The following is a 16,651-nucleotide window of genomic DNA, read 5'->3' as shown; positions in this document are numbered from 1 at the left end:
GCTAGAACCGTTTAACCACACTAATAGGAGGTGCTGGGAAATATGGATATGAATGCTTATCTGTCGATGTTCATCGACGAGTCGAACGATCACCTGCAATCCTTGAATGAGAACCTGCTGCGGCTGGAAAGCGAGCCGGAGGAACTGAGCATCGTGCAATCCATATTCCGTTCGGCGCATACGCTGAAGGGCATGTCCGCCACCATGGGCTTCGAAGACTTGGCGGCGTTGACGCACGAGATGGAAAACGTGCTTGACCTTGTCCGTAATGAAAAGCTGAAGATGGACAGTTTTATTTTCGATACGCTGTTTAAAGGGTTGGACGCGCTGGAGGCGATGGTGCAGGACATCGTAGGCGGAGGCACGGGCAAGGCCGACGTAACGGCGATCGTAGCCTCGCTGCAGGTCATCCTGAAGAGCGATTACAGTCCCGCCAAGGCTGCCGGACAGGCACAGGCTCCAGCCGCCGCCGCCGCAACGTCCGCCGTTCCGCTCGTCGCGGAGGAGATGCTATTGGACGAGTATCAATCCTCCGTCCTGCTGCAATCGATCGAATCCGGTCACCATGTGTTTCATGTTCAAATCGCGATCCGCGACAGCTGCTTATTGAAGGCGGTGCGCGCCTACATGGTGTTCGAAGTGCTCGAGCGAAGCGGCGAGGTCATTAAATCCAATCCTTCGGTACAAGACATCGAGCAGGAAAAATTCGACTTTTCGTTTGCCGTTTTCATCGTTTCCAATATTAGCAAAGAGGAGCTCGAGGCTCAAATTTTGAACATTTCCGAAATCGAATCCGCCGTCGTCATGGCGCTGGACAAGGAATCGCTCGCGGAACTCAACGCGGCTCCCGCAGCGGCGGCGGCGGAAACGGCTGCCATGGAAGAGGCGTTGACCGCGGTGCAATCTCCAAAGGAAGAACAACCCGTCCGGCCGGCGGCACCGGCCAAAGCTCCCGCTTCGGGCGCCCCGGCAGGCGGCGCGGCCGTAGCTTCAAGAACGATTCGGGTCGATATCGAGCGACTGGACACGCTCATGAATCTGTTCAGCGAAATGCTGATCGATCGCGTTCGGCTGGAGCAGCTGGCGAGCGAAATCAAACGATCGGACCTGACGGAAACGGTCGAGCATTTGTCCCGCGTCAGTTCCGATCTGCAGAGCATCGTGCTGAAGCTTCGGATGGTCCCGGTCGACTCGGTATTCAACCGCTTCCCGCGGATGATCCGCGACCTTGCCAAATCGCTGGACAAAAAAATCGATCTCGTCATAACCGGCGCCGATACGGAACTTGACCGCACCGTCATCGACGAGATCGGCGATCCGCTCGTGCATCTGCTTCGCAATTCGGTCGATCACGGCCTGGAAACAATCGATGAGCGCATCGCGGCCGGCAAGCCTGAGACCGGCACCATCTATTTGAGGGCGTTCCACAGCGGCAACCACGTCTTCATCGAGGTCGAAGAAGACGGCCGCGGCATCAATCAGGAGAAGGTGCTCCAAATCGCCGTCAAAAACGGCGTCGTCTCCGAAGAGGCGGCCAGCCGGCTATCCCCGGACGAAATCAACATGCTGATCTTCGCCCCCGGCTTCAGCACGGCCGATAAAATATCGGATATCTCCGGACGGGGCGTCGGCCTTGACGTCGTCAAATCCAAGATTACGTCGCTCGGCGGCAACGTCACCGTCGACTCGGCAGCCGGAAGGGGAAGCAAATTTTCCGTTCAGCTTCCGCTGACGCTGTCCATTATTTCGGCGATGCTCATTAAGCTCGGATCGGAGAAGTACGCGATCCCGCTGTCTTCCATCGTCGAGACGGGCATTATCCGCAAGGAGCAAATCGTGAACGTTCACGGCAACCGGATGATCGAATTCCGCAATTCGATTATCCCGCTGGTTTCGCTTAGCAAGGTGCTCGAGTCGCCGGATTACGACGAAAACGAAGAACAGGAAACGGAAATCGTCGTCATCCGCAAGGGCGATAAGTGGGCGGCCGTCATGGTTGACGAGTTCATCGGCCAAAGCGAGATCGTCTTGAAAACGTTAGGCAAATATTTAACGAACATCGAAGCGATATCCGGCGCGACGATTCTCGGCGACGGTTACGTTGCTTTGATCATCGATCCGAATGCGCTGATCAAATAGGGAGGTTTTTACGATGGGAGAAGAATTGAAGGTTATCGTGTTCGCGCTGGGCACCGAAGAGTACGGCATTGAAGTGGACAAGGTTCGCACGATCGAAAGACTGTCGCCGATCACCCGCGTTCCGAAGACCGCCGCATTCATTAAAGGCGTCATTAACCTGCGCGGCGTCGTCGTTCCGGTCATCGATCTGCGCGGCCGCTTCAATCTGACGGAGACGGTGCCGACCGAAAATTCCAGAATCATCGTTGTCGCGGTTGCAGACATGGAGGTCGGCTTCATCGTGGATTCCGCGAACGACGTCATCGATATCGATGCCGATGCGATCGACATGCCGCCGGAAATCGTCGGCGGCATCAAAGCCAAATATTTGCGCGGCATCGCAAGGCTCGGCGAAGGACGGCTTCTCATTATGCTTAACTTGTCCGAGGTGCTGAACAAAAACGAAATCATCCAGCTCGAGCAGCTTGAGGTATAACGTGAGTTTATTCAGCCGGTTTGAAGCCTTTGAATTGGATGTGCTGAAGGAAGTCGGCAACATCGGAGCGGGCAATGCCGCGACCGCATTGTCCCGCTTGCTGGACAAGCCCGTAGACATGGCGGTTCCGAAGGTCAGCCTGCTTCCGTTCGAGGAAGTCGCGGACCGCGTCGGGGGTTCGGAGCAGATCGTGATCGCCGTCTTCCTCCGGGTCGAGGGCGAAGCTCCCGGAAACATGTTTTTCATCATCGAAGAGCAATCCGCCCGGCGCCTGCTGCGCCAGCTGCTGTCGATGCAAGTGGAGGAGACGGACGGCTATACCGACATGGAACTGTCCGCGCTTTGCGAGATCGGCAACATATTGGCCGGGTCGTATTTATCCTCGCTCGCCGATTTTACGCAATTGCCGATGGCGCCTTCCCCTCCGGCGATCGCCGTCGACATGGCCGGCGCCGTCCTCAGCTACGGACTTATGCAATACGGCGAAATGGGCGATTCGGCCTTGTTGATCGAAACGACGTTTTTGGAAGACTGTCAATCGCTCGAAGGACATTTCTTCCTCATTCCCGATCCGGAATCGTTCGAAAAAATTTTCAAGGCATTGGGAGTCGTCGTCGAATGATACAGCAAAATTTGGTCAAGGTTGGCATGGCGGACTTAAATATCGCGACGGACGGAGCCGTACTCAAAACGACGGGGCTCGGCTCCTGTGTCGGGCTTACCCTATACGATCCAATCAAAAAAATAGCCGGCATGGCGCATGTCATGCTGCCCTCGTCGGACATAGCCCGCGAAACGACGTTCAACTTCGCGAAATATGCGGATACCGCTATTCCGGAATTGCTTGACCGAATGATCGCGGCCGGCGCGCATGTCGTGAGGCTGAAAGCCAAAATGGCCGGCGGCGCGCAAATGTTCGCGATGTCGGGGCAAACCGATTCCCTGCGAATCGGTCCCCGGAACGTCGAATCGTGCACGGCCGTGCTGAACCGTTTTAAAATACCGATCGTTGCCCAGGATACGGGCGGAAGCTTCGGCCGTACGATCGAATTCGACAGCGCCAAAGGGATGCTAGCGATCCGAAGCGTGCAGTTTGGTACAAAGGAGATTTGATATGCTCGGAACTTGGCGATGGAATGCCGTATTTGGAGGTGTCGGCGTCGTGCTGACGGCAGCCTTCTCGTTCGGAAGCAATCCGGTCGCGGTCGTGATGCTCAGAAGCTTTTATGCTTTCGTCGCTTTTTTCGTTCTCGCTTACGCGGCCCGCGCTTTGCTCGCCTACATTCTTCGGCCTCCGACGCTCGCGCCGTCGCAGTCCGGGCAGGAAGACGGCTTAGGGGCGCAGTTTGACGCGAAAACGCCGGATGAGACCGATGACTTGAACCAACTGCTGAAGTCCCAGCTGCAGGAAGGCGCGACGGCGCAGCCGCCGGAAGAGAAGCAAGCGAAAGCCGCGGACGCGGCTCAATTTCGTCCTTTAAAGCCTCCTCAATTGCTATCTACAAAAAATTCACAGCCTGAGGAATTGGCCAAAGCCATTCGTCACCTGACAGGAGAGTGAGTCGATGATCGAGCAGAAGACGCCTCATTTGACAAACTTCCAGATGTGGCAATCCTGGAAAGAGCAGGGCGATTTGGAAGCGAAGAAAACGCTGATCGAGCAATATTTGCCGCTCGTCGATTACGTGACGAACCGGATGGCGATCGGTTTGCCCAAAAACGTCATCAAGGACGATTTGGCCAGCAACGGCGTGATGGGCTTGATCGACGCGATCGAGAAGTTCGATTACCGCAGAGGCTTGCAATTCGAAACGTACGCATCCTGGCGTATTCGCGGGGCGATTATCGACGGGCTGAGGCAAGGGGACTGGGTGCCGCGCTCCGTCCGGGAGAAGGCCAAAAAAGTGGAGGAAGCTTATCAGCACTTGGAGCAAAAATATTTGCGCTCCGTTACCGACTCGGAAATAAGCAGCTACCTGCAGGTGTCGGAAAAAGAATTTTTAGGCATGCTGCAGGATATTGCCGTTACGACGGTATGCTCCCTGGAGGATCCGATCCGCGAAGAGGAATCGGAGACGAGAATGTCCTTGCTCGTTGACGACAAGGCCAAAAACCCCGATTATAAAGTACATGAGTTTTATTTGAAGGAATCGCTCGTCAAAGGCATCGAGCGGCTGACGGAGAAAGAGCGGACCGTCGTCTCGCTGTTTTATTATGAAGAACTGTCGTTAAGCGAAATCGCGGAAGTCATGTCATTATCGCCTTCGAGAATATCCCAGCTCCATTCAAAAGCCATTTTGCGCTTGCGCGGAGCTTTGGCTAAGCATAAAGATCAACTTATGCAGCATTAGAAAGGGGGGAGCAAGGTGGACATCCTGCAATTGGAATCTTATCTGCGTATACAGACATCAGCCGACAAACAGTCTGCCTTCCTAACGTTTAACCGTTTGACCGATGAATTCGAGACGAATGGCGGGGAACTCGAACGTTTTATACGCAGCAAAGGGGTTGTCCATGGCCTCCGCACCGAGGTGCTGAATCAAATTGCGGCGAATCCGATCGCCTTTTGCAAGGAACAAACGCAAATCGCCGAGGGGGACTCCCCCAAGCCCGGCAAGGACGGATCTATCAGACTTGCTTACGACATGGACGATCGGCATAACGGTCCGACGGAGCTTGAGGACGGGAAGGTCGATTTCAAGGAAGTCGTCAAGCTGAAGAACGTGAAGCGGGGCCAACTGATCGCGGAGTGCTTCGAGCCGGAGATCGGCGTCCCTGGCATGACCGTCACCGGCGAGGCAATTCCGGGGAAGTACGGCAAGCAGGCGAGGTTCAAGGTTGGAAAAAACGTCGTCGTCAACGACGAACAGACGGCGATGTACGCGGCGATCGACGGACTGATCACTTTGACGGACAAAGAAAAAATCAACGTGTTCCCCGTCTATGAAGTGAACGGCGACGTCGATTACAGCATCGGCAACATCGACTTTGTCGGTACCGTCGTCATACGCGGCAACGTGCTCAGCGGCTTTCGCGTCAAAGCGTCGGGCGACATCCGGATCGTGGGAGGCGTCGAAGGCGCCGAGATCGAATCGGAAGGATCCGTTGAAATCACGGGCGGCATATTGGCCGGCAACAAAGGCTTCGTCAAAGCGGCTCGCAACGTCCGCAGCTCTTTCATACAGGATGGAAACGTGATTGCGGGCGAAGACGTGCTCGTATCGCAAAGCATCATGCATTCGCATGTCAAAGCCGGCAGAAGCGTCATTTGCTCGGGCGCCAAAGCGCTGATCGTAGGCGGCGCCGTTCAGGCCGGGGAGACGGTGACGGCCCGGACGATCGGCAACTCGATGTCGACGGCAACCTCGATCGAAGTCGGCGTCAAGCCGGAGCTTCGTTCCGAGATGATCGAGCTGCGTACGAGGCTGAAGCAAGGCGTCGAAAATTTAGACAAAACGGATAAAGCGCTTACGATTCTCGACCAATTGGCCGCTTCCGGGCAGTTGACGCCGGACCGGCTCGCGCTTCGCATCAAGCTGACCGCAACGAAGCGGCAGACGGTCGCGGAGAACGATCAAATGAAGGAGAGAATACTCGAAATCGAGAAATCGCTCGAGGATTCCGACCAATCGAAAGTGAACGTCGCAGGCACCGTATTCGGCGGCACCAAAATCGTCATCGGGCGCTACACCAAATTCGTCAAGGATTCCGCCCAGCGCGTCACCTTCCGCTATTCCGAAGGGGATATCGCATTCGTTCCGTATACGCCGTGAAGGCAGCGGACAGGCAAAGGAGCGATCCGTCATGACGTTTAAATCCATCGATCTGCAAATGTCCGTCCCGCGCACGCAGGAGTACGGCGGCATGCAGGGACAAGCCATCCATAAACCGGTTGCCGAACAAAATATGCTGGCCGATCAATCGGCTAAGCATACGGAACGGTTAAGAAGCAAAAATACGGGCGTAGAGCAATCTGCGGGCCTTCAAGTAAGAAGCGGGAACGAGAATCGGGCCGGGGACGGTGGCGCCCATAAAAGCGAGAAGCGCAAGCGTACTGCCGAAGAGCCGGATGATTCGGCCGGGCAGCAGCCCGTCCATCCGTTCAAAGGGCATCGCCTCGACATAAAGCTTTAAGAAGCGGGATTTACGGGAAAGGCAGGGTATGAACGATGCAGCCATACTTGCAATATATTTTGTTACTCGGAGCGGTTGTCATCGTCGGCGCCTTGGCGATGCCCCGAAAGAAGAATGAATCGATACCGGAGCAAACCGTACAAAACATGGAAACCGCGCTTGAGCAATTTATGGAAAATATGGAGAAGGATAACGCCGAGCTCGCTTCGCTCGTGGCCAAGTCGCAGCAGGAAGCGAAGCTGGAAGCACAGCGGAAGGAGCTGCGTATCGCGGAGCTGGAGCGCAAATGCGAGCAGCTGGCCGAGCAGCTTCGCCATTCGTCGGATACGTCTGCCGGCGCCGCCCGGCAGACGGCTCACGCCGAGCCGAAGCCAGGTGCAGCGGTCGCGGACTCGGTTCGGGAAGTTCCCGTGCCCGCCGGTACTCCGGAAGCGGCTCCCCAGTCCGATTCCATCCAAACGCGGTATTCGGATCTGTTCCGTTTGTACGGCCAAGGCAAGTCCATAGAGGCGATATCGAAAAAGCTGGGCATGAACAAAGGGGAGGTGCAGCTGATCATTCAGCTCGCCAAGCAGGAGGATGCGGCGCATGCTTAAAAATCGTTCGTTTCTTATCGGACTCGGCTCCGGCATCATCATCGGGGCGTTATTATTCCAGCTTATGCTGCTCGGCGATCAGAGCAAGGATCAATTGAAGCGGATCGGCGAAGAATCGGGCGCCAAGGTGTACACGCAAGCCGAAGTGGATGCGATGCTCGAAGCCGATCGCGCTACGGCGCGGCTAGATGAGCAATTAAAAGCGGAGCAAGAGAAGGCGCCGGTCGCCGATTCGGCTGCCGAAGTCGACGAAGCCGGCGGCGACCAGGATGTTCCGCCGAAAGCTGTCGAGCACGTAATCCGCATCGAGGCGGGGACGGGGCTTAACGAAACCGCGGCGCTGCTGGCCGCGAATCGTGTCATACGCGACGAAGCAAAGTTCGTCAAATTAATGAAGGAACAGGACAAACGAGTTCGCGCCGGTTTCTTTTTGTTATCGGAAGGGATTTCCGTTGCCGAAGCGATGGAAATCGTTACGAACCAGCCGCTGACCGAAAGGAAGGCGAAGGAGTTCGCCGATCGGATTGAAGCTTTAGAGGCCGGCTAACTTACCGTATCGCAATCGATTGTTGCGGATGAAATGCATTTATGGTATATTAATTGACGGTGTTAAAAACGCACGCAGGTCAATTTTGTCAAACGGTGCTTCCGCTCGGCGGAAGTTTTGGCGAAAGATGCGACTGGCGGAGGGCACTAAAAAACCATTACAGGAGGTGTTGAAGAAATGGCGGTTATTTCCATGAAACAGCTTCTTGAAGCTGGGGTACACTTCGGTCATCAGACTCGTCGTTGGAACCCGAAGATGGATCGTTATATCTTCACAGAAAGAAACGGAATTTACATTATCGATTTGCAAAAAACGGTTAAGAAAGTCGACGAGGCGTACAACTTCGTCAAGTCGATCGCGGCCGAGGGCGGCACGATGCTGTTCGTAGGCACGAAGAAACAAGCCCAAGACTCCGTTAAGGAAGAAGCGGAACGTTGCGGAAATTTCTACATCAACCAACGCTGGCTCGGCGGCACGCTGACCAACTTCCAAACGATTCAGAAGCGCATCGAGCGTTTGAAGCAGCTTGAGAAATGGGAAGAGGACGGCACTTTCGAGGTTCTGCCTAAGAAAGAAGTCATCATCCTTCGCAAAGAAAAAGACCGTCTCGAGAAATTCCTCGGCGGCATCAAAGGCATGAGATCTTTGCCAAGCGCGCTGTTCATCATCGATCCGCGCAAAGAGCGCATCGCGGTAGCGGAAGCTCGCAAGCTCGGTATCCCAATCGTAGGCATCGTCGACACGAACTGCGATCCGGACGAGATCGATTACGTAATCCCGGGCAACGATGACGCAATTCGCGCCGTTAAGCTTCTCACTTCGAAGATGGCCGACGCGATCGTCGAAGCGAACCAAGGCGAGCAAACAACGGCTTAAGCTTCGATTTTCCTTATGCAGGACGACAAAGGGTGGTCAGATGGTGATAAACCTCTCACTGCCCTTTTTTTGAACGAAAATCGATGGGAAGATTAGGGCAAGGCTACCAAATCGTATATTAGGACGAAGCGGTCACCGCTTCGCGTAACTTATAGGAGGGTTAATTATGGCAGTTAGCGCTAGCGCGGTAAAAGAACTACGTGAGAGAACGGGAGCGGGAATGCTCGATTGCAAAAAAGCTTTGGACGAAACGGGCGGCGACGTCGACAAAGCGATCGCCCTGCTTCGCGAGAAAGGCCTCGCGGCAGCGGCCAACAAAGCCGGCCGCATCGCGACGGAAGGCGTCGTTGAATCGTACATTCATGCAGGCGGCCGCATCGGCGTAATCGTAGAAGTCAACTGCGAGACGGACTTCGTTGCGAAGACCGACCAGTTCCGCGAATTCGCTAGAGACGTAGCGATGCAAATCGCGGCGGCCAGCCCGAAATTCGTGCGTCGCGAAGAAGTTCCGGCAGACGAGCTTGAGAAAGAGCGTGAAATTTTGAAGGCTCAAGCGCTGAACGAAGGCAAACCGGAAAAAATCGTCGAGAAAATGGTCGAAGGCCGCATCTCGAAATACTATGAAGAGTATTGCTTGTTGGAGCAATCGTTCATCAAAGACCCGGACAAAACGATCTCGACATTGCTGAACGAGAAGATCAGCGCAATCGGCGAGAACATTTCGATCCGTCGCTTCGTTCGTTACGAGCTTGGCGAAGGTCTCGAGAAAAAAGTAGACAATTTCGTTGAAGAGGTTATGGCTCAAGCGAAACTTTAATCCGAACGCACAGGCGGGGCGGGGCGTCCGCCCCGCCTGCTTTTATGAAACGGCAGTACATCTTTTTTCGTTCGTAACAATTTATATGAAGGACCTCAGCTGCTGAGGTGCATGATGGAGGTATAAAAAGTTGGAACATCCTGTTTATAAACGTATCGTCTTGAAAGTTAGCGGTGAATCGTTGTCCGGTCAAGAAGGCTACGGCATTGAGGCTTCGGTCATTTCCTCGATCGCCGAACAAGTGAAGGAAGTCGTCGAGCTTGGCGTCGAAGTCGCAATCGTCGTAGGCGGAGGGAATATTTGGCGCGGCATTGCGGGTACGGCAAAAGGAATCGATCGCGCAACGGCCGATTATATGGGCATGCTGGCCACGGTCATGAACTCGCTTGCTCTTCAGGATGCGCTGGAACAAATCGATGTGCCAACACGCGTACAAACGTCGATCGCCATGCAGCAAATCGCGGAGCCGTACATTAGACGGCGGGCTATCCGCCACCTTGAAAAGGGCCGCGTCGTTATTTTCGCAGCCGGCACGGGCAATCCGTTCTTCTCGACCGATACGACTGCCGCCCTGCGCGCTGCCGAAATCGAGGCTGAAGTCATTCTGATGGCGAAAAACAAAGTGGACGGCGTCTATTCCGCCGATCCGTTCAAAGACAGCACCGCCGAAAAATTCGAGGAGCTTACTTATCTCGAAGTGCTTAACCGCAATTTGGGCGTCATGGATTCGACCGCCTCGTCGCTCTGCATGGACAACAACATTCCGCTCATCGTGTTCGCCATTACCGAGAAGGGGAATATTAAGCGTGTCGTCCTCGGCGAGAAAATCGGAACGATTGTGAAAGGGAGTGCGAAATAATGCCGCAAGAGATCAAGAAGAACGCTGAAGAACGGATGGAAAAAGCGATCGGCGCGATGAAGCGCGACTTATCCACGCTTCGCGCCGGCAAGGCCAACCCTGCCTTGCTTGACCGCATTCAAGTCGAATATTACGGCGCGATGACGCCGCTGAATCAGCTCGCGAACATTAATACGCCGGATTCACGCACGCTGTTTATCCAGCCTTGGGACAAATCGTCGATGGCTGCGATCGAGAAGGCGATCATGAAATCGGATCTTGGCCTGAACCCTTCGAACGACGGGGCGTCGATCCGCATTTCGATCCCGCCGCTTACCGAAGAGCGCCGCGCCGAGCTCGTCAAGACGGCGAGAAAATTCGGCGAGGACGCGAAGGTTGCCGTCCGCAACATTCGCCGCGACGCCAACGATGCCGTGAAGAAGCTGGAGAAAACGACGATTTCCGAGGACGAGTCCCGCGGACATCAGGAAGACATCCAGAAAGCGACCGATAAATATATTGCCGAAGTCGAGAAGGTCCTCGCTGCCAAAGAAAAAGAAATTATGGAAGTATAAAGACGTTCTGGGCCCCTCCGACAGGTGGGGTTTGGTTTTGATTTCGGTTTGGGAGGAAGTAAGATGATCGAGCGACTTTGGGCCAAATTAGGCAAATCGTCCCTGCAGCCGGGTGAGCCTATTGCTCCCCATAATGTGCCTGAGCATGTTGCAATCATAATGGACGGGAACGGCCGCTGGGCTAAAGATCGCGGATTGCCACGAATGGCAGGTCATCATTCCGGCATGAAGGCGGTCAAACGCATTACGATTGCTGCGGATCGGCTTGGCGTCAAATATTTGACGCTGTACGCGTTTTCGACGGAAAACTGGAAACGACCGAAGGCTGAAGTCGATTTTTTGATGAAATTGCCGCAGCAGTTTCTCGAAATCGAATTGGACGAATTGATCGCCAATAACGTACAAGTGCGCATGATGGGACATAAAGAAGATTTGCCGTCGTATACGATTAGCGCGGTAGAAGAAGCGATCGTCAAGACGGCGGACAACACGGGTCTCGTACTTAATTTTGCTTTAAATTACGGAAGCCGGATGGAGATGCTTGAAGCGGTTAAGGAAATCGCGACGGAAGTCAAGCGGGGACAGCTCGCGATCGAAGATATCGACGAGAAAGTGATGGCTGACCGGCTGCTGACGAGCGGGCTTCCCGACCCGGATTTGCTCATTCGAACGAGCGGCGAGCTCAGGCTCAGCAATTTTATGATGTGGCAGCTTGCCTATAGCGAATTATGGTTTACGGACGTCTATTGGCCCGAGTTTACGGAAGAGCATTTCCACGAAGCGATCAAGGAATATCAACGCCGCGCGCGGAGGTATGGCGGGTTGTAGCTTCAAGTGACGGAGAGTGACTTTATTGAAACAACGGATCATAACGGGATTAATCGCGGGGGCAATATTCGTCGGTTTGGCCGTCGTAGGCGGGTGGCTGTACACCTTCTTGCTCGTGCTGCTCGCTATTATCGGATTTACGGAATATTCTCGCATGAACGGCGTGGAATGGTCGCATCCTTCCGCGCTGCTCGGCTATGCGGGCGTTCTGTTGTTCGTGCTTCCGTGGCGGGAATGGGGGATCCTTGTTCCATCGCCTTTGACGGTCGTATGGATGCTTGCCTTCCTGCTCCTCGCCATTACCGTTATAACGAAAAATAAAACGACGATCGACGGCGCCGCGCTCATGTTGCTAGGCGCTTTATATGTAGGATACGGGTTTGCGGCCATGATCGAGGCGCGCCAAGTCGAGCACGGGCTATTCTGGACCTTTCTGTCCTTCGGCTGCATTTGGTCGTCCGATATCGGCGCGTATTTCACGGGCAAGGCAGTGGGGAGAACAAAGCTTTGGCCGTCGATCAGCCCGAACAAAACGATAGAAGGCGCTGCTGGCGGCGTGCTGCTTTCCTTAATCGTTGCGGCGCTGTTCGCCTGGAGCGCCCCCGAGCTGATCGCTCTGCCGAAGGCGCTGCTCATCGGCCTCGTCGCGGCGGTCGCGGGCCAGTTCGGCGATTTGATCCAGTCCGCCTATAAACGAGTGAGAAATATTAAAGATACCGGTTCGTTGCTTCCGGGACACGGCGGCGTTCTCGACCGATGCGACAGCTGGATTATCGTATTCCCGCTGTTGCTGCTCACGGAGCTGCTTCCCGTATAAGTTTGGAGGTTGCATGCATGAAAAAAATAAGCATACTCGGCTCGACGGGCTCCATCGGCACGCAGACGCTCGACGTGATTGCGCACGCCCCGGAGCGGTATGAGGTCGTCGGCCTTTCGGCGGGAGCGAACGTCGACATGCTCGTCGAGCAGGCAAACCGGTTCAAACCGCAGATCGTCAGCCTTGCTTCCAAGTCGGATGCCGAGACGGTGAAGCCGCGCCTTCCCGCGGGGACGAAAGTCGCCTACGGCGAAGAAGGGTTAATTGAGGCGGCGGCCGGCACGGATGCCGACCTCGTCGTGACCGCGATCGTCGGGAGCAGGGGGCTCCCCGCGACGCTCGCGGCCATTCGGGCCGGCAAAGCGATCGGCCTCGCCAACAAGGAGACGCTGGTTACGGCAGGCCACATCGTAATGGAGCTGGCCAAGAAGTACAACGTATCGATTCTTCCGATCGACAGCGAGCATTCCGCGATTTTCCAATGCTTGAACGGAGAAAGCCGCGAAGCCGTGAAGCAGATTACGTTAACCGCCTCCGGCGGATCGTTCCGCGACCGCACCCGCGAGCAGCTTGAGGGCGTTACGGTAGCCGAAGCGTTGAATCATCCGAACTGGTCGATGGGCGCGAAAATTACGATCGACTCCGCGACGATGGTGAACAAAGGCTTGGAAGTCATTGAAGCGCGCTGGCTGTTCGACGTTACATACGAGCAATTGGATGTCATTATTCATCCGGAGAGCATTATCCATTCTTATGTCGAATTTGCCGATCACAGCGTTATCGCGCAGCTCGGGCTCCCGGATATGCGCGTGCCGATTCAGTATGCGCTGTCGTATCCGGAGCGCAGCCCGACGCCGACGGACAGGCTGAAGCTGGCGGAGATCGGCAAGCTTCATTTTCGCGAGATGGATTATAACCGATTCCCTTGCCTGCGGCTCGCATTCGAATGCGGGCGCGCCGGCCAGTCGGCGCCGGCCGTATTCAACGCGGCGAACGAAGTCGCCGTTGCCCGCTTTCTTAAGGGGGAAATCGCGTTTCTCGATATTGAAAACATACTGGAAACGGTCGTCGGCAAGCATGTCGCCGCAGATGTGACCGATTTGCAAATGATCGCAGAGGTTGACGCATGGGCGCGCCGGATGGCGGAAACTGTGTAAACAGAACCAAATACCGGTTCTCTTGTATCGGACGGGAGAATAATGATAATCTATGTACAGGCCGTAACGAACAGGAGGCTTCAGCTTAATGCACATGATTCAAGTGGTCTTTTTGACCGTGCTCGTCTTTTTCGTGATCGTCACGATCCACGAATGGGGTCATTACTTTTTCGCCAAGCGCGCGGGCATTTTGGTTCGGGAATTTGCCATCGGCTTCGGACCGAAGTTGTTTTCAGTGAAACGCGGAGAGACAAGATATACGCTGAGGCTTATACCGGCTGGCGGCTTCGTGCGAATGGCGGGCGAAGACCCGGAGATCGTCGAAGTGCAGCCGGGGCAGACGATCGCCGTTCGAATCAAGGACGACGCGGTGACGAGGCTATACCTCGACAGGCTCGACGAACGAAGCAACGTCGTGCGCGGCGAAGTCGTGCGCATCGATTTGGAGCGCAGCCTATCGGTCACGCTGGACGTCGAGGGCGAGAACGAGAGCTATCCGGTACATCCGAAGGCGCTCATGATCGCCAAAGGCAGAGAGACGCAAATCGCGCCGATCGACAGGCAATTCGGCAGCAAAACGGTGGGACAGCGGGCCATGGCTATTTTTGCCGGTCCGCTAATGAACTTTGTGCTGGCGTTTATTTTGTTCGCGGCTTACATACAGATGGCCGGCATTCCCGTCGACAATCCGGATAAGCTGTTCGTCAACGAAATAACGGCAGGCATGCCTGCCGATAAAGCGGATTTGCGGAAGGGCGACGTGATCGATGCGGTGAACGGCATCAAGATCGGAGCGGACTTCGACAAAATGATCGATATTATCGGCAAATCGCCGAATAAGCCGGTGAAGATGGATATCATCCGCGACGGCAAGACGCAGCAAATCGAGCTGACGCCGGAGCCTAACGAAGAGGGTATCGGCAAGGTGGGCATAACGGCGGCTTTGCCGACGCGCGCCGCGACGTTCTCCGAGACGTTCACGGGAGCGGCTTCGCTTATGAAAAATATGACGATCAGCATTTTTGAAGGCTTTAAGAAGCTGCTGTTCGGCGAGTTCAAGCTGGACGACCTCGGCGGACCCGTCCGCACGGCGGAGGTGACTAGCCAAATCGCCCAGAAGGGCATCGCGCAGCTGACGTCATGGACGGCGCTGCTGAGCCTGTACTTAGGCATATTCAATCTGCTTCCGATTCCGGCGCTGGACGGCAGCCGGCTCATCTTCCTCGGAATCGAAGCGGTTCGCCGCCGTCCGATCGACCCGAACCGGGAGAGCATGGTGCATTTCGTAGGCTTCGCGCTCATCATGCTGCTCATGCTCGTGGTCACCTATAATGATATTTTACGCTTGGTCAGAGGGGAGTAGGCAGTCGCTCATGTCAAAGGACAAACAATTCGTGACGGAGATAACGCCTCAAAGCGAGGATTTCTCCAGATGGTATATCGACGTTATCAAGAAGGCCGAGCTCATGGATTATTCGCCGGTTCGAGGCTGCATCGTCTTCCGCCCGGAAGGCTACGAGCTGTGGGAGAACATCCAGAGAGACTTGGATCGCCGTTTCAAGGAAACGGGGCATCGGAACGCCTACTTTCCGCTCTTTATTCCGGAAAGCTTCTTTCAGAAGGAGAAGGAGCACGTCGAAGGCTTCAATCCGGAGCTGCCTTGGGTGACGGAAGCGGCCGGCGAGAAGCTCGAAGAGCGCCTTGCGGTCCGTCCGACGTCGGAGACGATGTTCGGGCATATGTATTCGAAATGGATTCAATCTTACCGCGACCTGCCGGTCCTCATTAATCAGTGGGCTAACGTCGTACGCTGGGAGAAGCGGACGATGCCGTTCCTTCGCACGAGCGAGTTCTTGTGGCAGGAAGGCCATACGGCCCACGAGACGGAAGAGGAAGCGCGCAAGGAAACGATGCAGATGCTGGACATCTACGCGCAGTTCGTGGAAGAGTTTCTGGCGATTCCGGTCATTAAAGGCGAGAAGACGCCTTCCGAGCGGTTCGCGGGAGCGGTCGACACGTATTCGATCGAAGCGATGATGAAGGACGGCAAAGCGGTGCAAGCCGGCACGTCCCATTATCTCGGCACGAAGTTCGCGGTCGCCTTCGACATTAAGTTTTTGGACCGTGAAAATACGCTGCAATACGTCCATACGACGTCATGGGGCGCGAGCACGCGGCTGATCGGTTCCCTGATTATGGTTCACGGGGACGACCGCGGCTTGGCCCTACCGCCGAAGGTTGCTCCAACGCAGGTCATTATGATTCCGATCGGACCGGCCAAGATGCGAGATCAAGTCGTCGGACGAGTGGACGAGCTGTATGCGGAGCTGAAGAAAGCGGGCGTCCGGGTGCGCGTCGACGACCGCGCGGACGTTAGTCCGGGCTGGAAATTCAACGAGTACGAGATGCGCGGCGTTCCGCTTCGGCTCGAGCTCGGGCCGCGGGACATGGAGAACGGACAAGTCGTGCTCGTCTCGCGCATTACCGGCGAGAAGCGGATCGTGCAGCAGGCGAATCTCGTCGCCGAGGTCGAGGCGTTCCTCGCGGAGACGCAGCAGGAAATGTACGACAGGGCCAAGCAATTCCGGAACGACAATTTGCGCTCGGTCGAAACGCTGGACGAAATGAAGAGCTTTCTGGAAGCGAAAAGAGGCTTCGTCGAAGCCGGATGGTGCGGTTCCGCCGCTTGCGAGAAGCAGGTGAAGGAAGAGACGGGGGCGACGAGCCGCAATATTCCGTTCGAACCGTCGGAGCACAAGAAGTCATGTCTCGTATGCGGCGATCCGGCCAAGCATACGGTCGTATTCGCGCGTGCTTATTAAGAACTGAAGCTCGTTCGGTTCGGATCTTAA

19 protein-coding genes are annotated in these 16,651 nt (G+C 55.4%); all 19 read left to right on the top strand.

Annotation, left to right across the window (positions count from 1 at the left end; translation table 11 throughout):
• The first annotated feature begins 42 nt into the window (after positions 1–42).
• The 19 genes from IDH41_RS19215 to proS all read left to right on the top strand — a co-directional run bounded on the left by IDH41_RS19215 (position 43) and on the right by proS (position 16,621).
• Positions 43–2,139, top strand: a complete 2,097-nt coding sequence (locus tag IDH41_RS19215) for a chemotaxis protein CheA (RefSeq protein ID WP_190863886.1) — start codon at positions 43–45, stop codon at positions 2,137–2,139.
• A gap of 13 nt (positions 2,140–2,152) precedes the next feature.
• Positions 2,153–2,614, top strand: a complete 462-nt coding sequence (locus tag IDH41_RS19210) for a chemotaxis protein CheW (RefSeq protein ID WP_190863885.1) — start codon at positions 2,153–2,155, stop codon at positions 2,612–2,614.
• A 1-nt stretch (position 2,615) separates the two neighbouring features.
• Positions 2,616–3,236: a chemotaxis protein CheC gene (locus IDH41_RS19205; RefSeq protein ID WP_190863883.1), complete on the top strand. Its 621-nt coding sequence runs from the start codon at positions 2,616–2,618 to the stop codon at positions 3,234–3,236.
• The gene (locus IDH41_RS19200; protein WP_190863881.1) at positions 3,233–3,727 is read left to right on the top strand and encodes a chemotaxis protein CheD; all 495 of its coding nucleotides are present in this window, start codon (positions 3,233–3,235) and stop codon (positions 3,725–3,727) included. Before IDH41_RS19205 ends, IDH41_RS19200 begins: the two co-directional genes overlap by 4 nt.
• Before the next feature lies 1 nt (position 3,728).
• Complete coding sequence (locus IDH41_RS19195) at positions 3,729–4,175, top strand: hypothetical protein (RefSeq protein ID WP_190863879.1); 447 nt, start codon at positions 3,729–3,731, stop codon at positions 4,173–4,175.
• Between the two features lie 4 nt (positions 4,176–4,179).
• Positions 4,180–4,965 carry a FliA/WhiG family RNA polymerase sigma factor gene (locus IDH41_RS19190; RefSeq protein WP_190863877.1) on the top strand — a complete coding sequence of 262 codons (786 nt, stop codon included), beginning with the start codon at positions 4,180–4,182 and terminating at the stop codon, positions 4,963–4,965.
• 15 nt (positions 4,966–4,980) lie between these two features.
• Complete coding sequence (locus IDH41_RS19185) at positions 4,981–6,387, top strand: DUF342 domain-containing protein (protein WP_190863875.1); 1,407 nt, start codon at positions 4,981–4,983, stop codon at positions 6,385–6,387.
• A gap of 31 nt (positions 6,388–6,418) precedes the next feature.
• Positions 6,419–6,748: a hypothetical protein gene (locus IDH41_RS19180; protein ID WP_190863874.1), complete on the top strand. Its 330-nt coding sequence runs from the start codon at positions 6,419–6,421 to the stop codon at positions 6,746–6,748.
• 35 nt (positions 6,749–6,783) lie between these two features.
• On the top strand, positions 6,784–7,344 hold the full coding sequence (locus IDH41_RS19175; RefSeq protein WP_190863872.1) for a DUF6115 domain-containing protein: 561 nt from the start codon (positions 6,784–6,786) through the stop codon (positions 7,342–7,344).
• Positions 7,337–7,891, top strand: coding sequence for a hypothetical protein (locus IDH41_RS19170; protein WP_190863870.1), 555 nt, complete (start codon positions 7,337–7,339; stop codon positions 7,889–7,891). Before IDH41_RS19175 ends, IDH41_RS19170 begins: the two co-directional genes overlap by 8 nt.
• Positions 7,892–8,068: 177 nt before the next feature.
• A complete protein-coding gene (gene rpsB, locus IDH41_RS19165) occupies positions 8,069–8,767 on the top strand; it encodes a 30S ribosomal protein S2 (protein WP_190863869.1) in 699 nt (232 codons plus the stop codon).
• 166 nt (positions 8,768–8,933) lie between these two features.
• A complete protein-coding gene (gene tsf / locus IDH41_RS19160; protein WP_190863867.1) occupies positions 8,934–9,584 on the top strand; it encodes a translation elongation factor Ts in 651 nt (216 codons plus the stop codon).
• A gap of 130 nt (positions 9,585–9,714) precedes the next feature.
• Positions 9,715–10,443, top strand: coding sequence for a UMP kinase (pyrH, locus tag IDH41_RS19155; protein ID WP_190863865.1), 729 nt, complete (start codon positions 9,715–9,717; stop codon positions 10,441–10,443).
• Positions 10,443–10,997 carry a ribosome recycling factor gene (frr, locus tag IDH41_RS19150; protein ID WP_190863863.1) on the top strand — a complete coding sequence of 185 codons (555 nt, stop codon included), beginning with the start codon at positions 10,443–10,445 and terminating at the stop codon, positions 10,995–10,997. Before pyrH ends, frr begins: the two co-directional genes overlap by 1 nt.
• 63 nt (positions 10,998–11,060) lie before the next feature.
• Positions 11,061–11,825, top strand: coding sequence for an isoprenyl transferase (locus IDH41_RS19145; RefSeq protein WP_190863861.1), 765 nt, complete (start codon positions 11,061–11,063; stop codon positions 11,823–11,825).
• 25 nt (positions 11,826–11,850) lie between these two features.
• A complete protein-coding gene (locus tag IDH41_RS19140) occupies positions 11,851–12,642 on the top strand; it encodes a phosphatidate cytidylyltransferase (protein WP_190863860.1) in 792 nt (263 codons plus the stop codon).
• A gap of 17 nt (positions 12,643–12,659) precedes the next feature.
• Positions 12,660–13,799 (top strand): 1-deoxy-D-xylulose-5-phosphate reductoisomerase, encoded by a 1,140-nt coding sequence (locus tag IDH41_RS19135; RefSeq protein ID WP_190863858.1) that lies wholly within the window; start codon positions 12,660–12,662, stop codon positions 13,797–13,799.
• 88 nt (positions 13,800–13,887) lie between these two features.
• Positions 13,888–15,162, top strand: coding sequence for an RIP metalloprotease RseP (gene rseP, locus IDH41_RS19130; protein WP_190863856.1), 1,275 nt, complete (start codon positions 13,888–13,890; stop codon positions 15,160–15,162).
• 10 nt (positions 15,163–15,172) lie between these two features.
• The gene (proS, locus tag IDH41_RS19125) at positions 15,173–16,621 is read left to right on the top strand and encodes a proline--tRNA ligase (RefSeq protein ID WP_190863854.1); all 1,449 of its coding nucleotides are present in this window, start codon (positions 15,173–15,175) and stop codon (positions 16,619–16,621) included.
• Positions 16,622–16,651: the final 30 nt, after the last annotated feature.

The organism is Paenibacillus arenilitoris (assembly GCF_014705655.1).
GTDB classification, from domain to species: Bacteria; Bacillota; Bacilli; order Paenibacillales; family Paenibacillaceae; genus Pristimantibacillus; species Pristimantibacillus arenilitoris.
The sequence above is the reverse complement of the archived record's forward strand: the minus strand, read 5'-3'. Positions and strand labels throughout refer to the sequence as shown.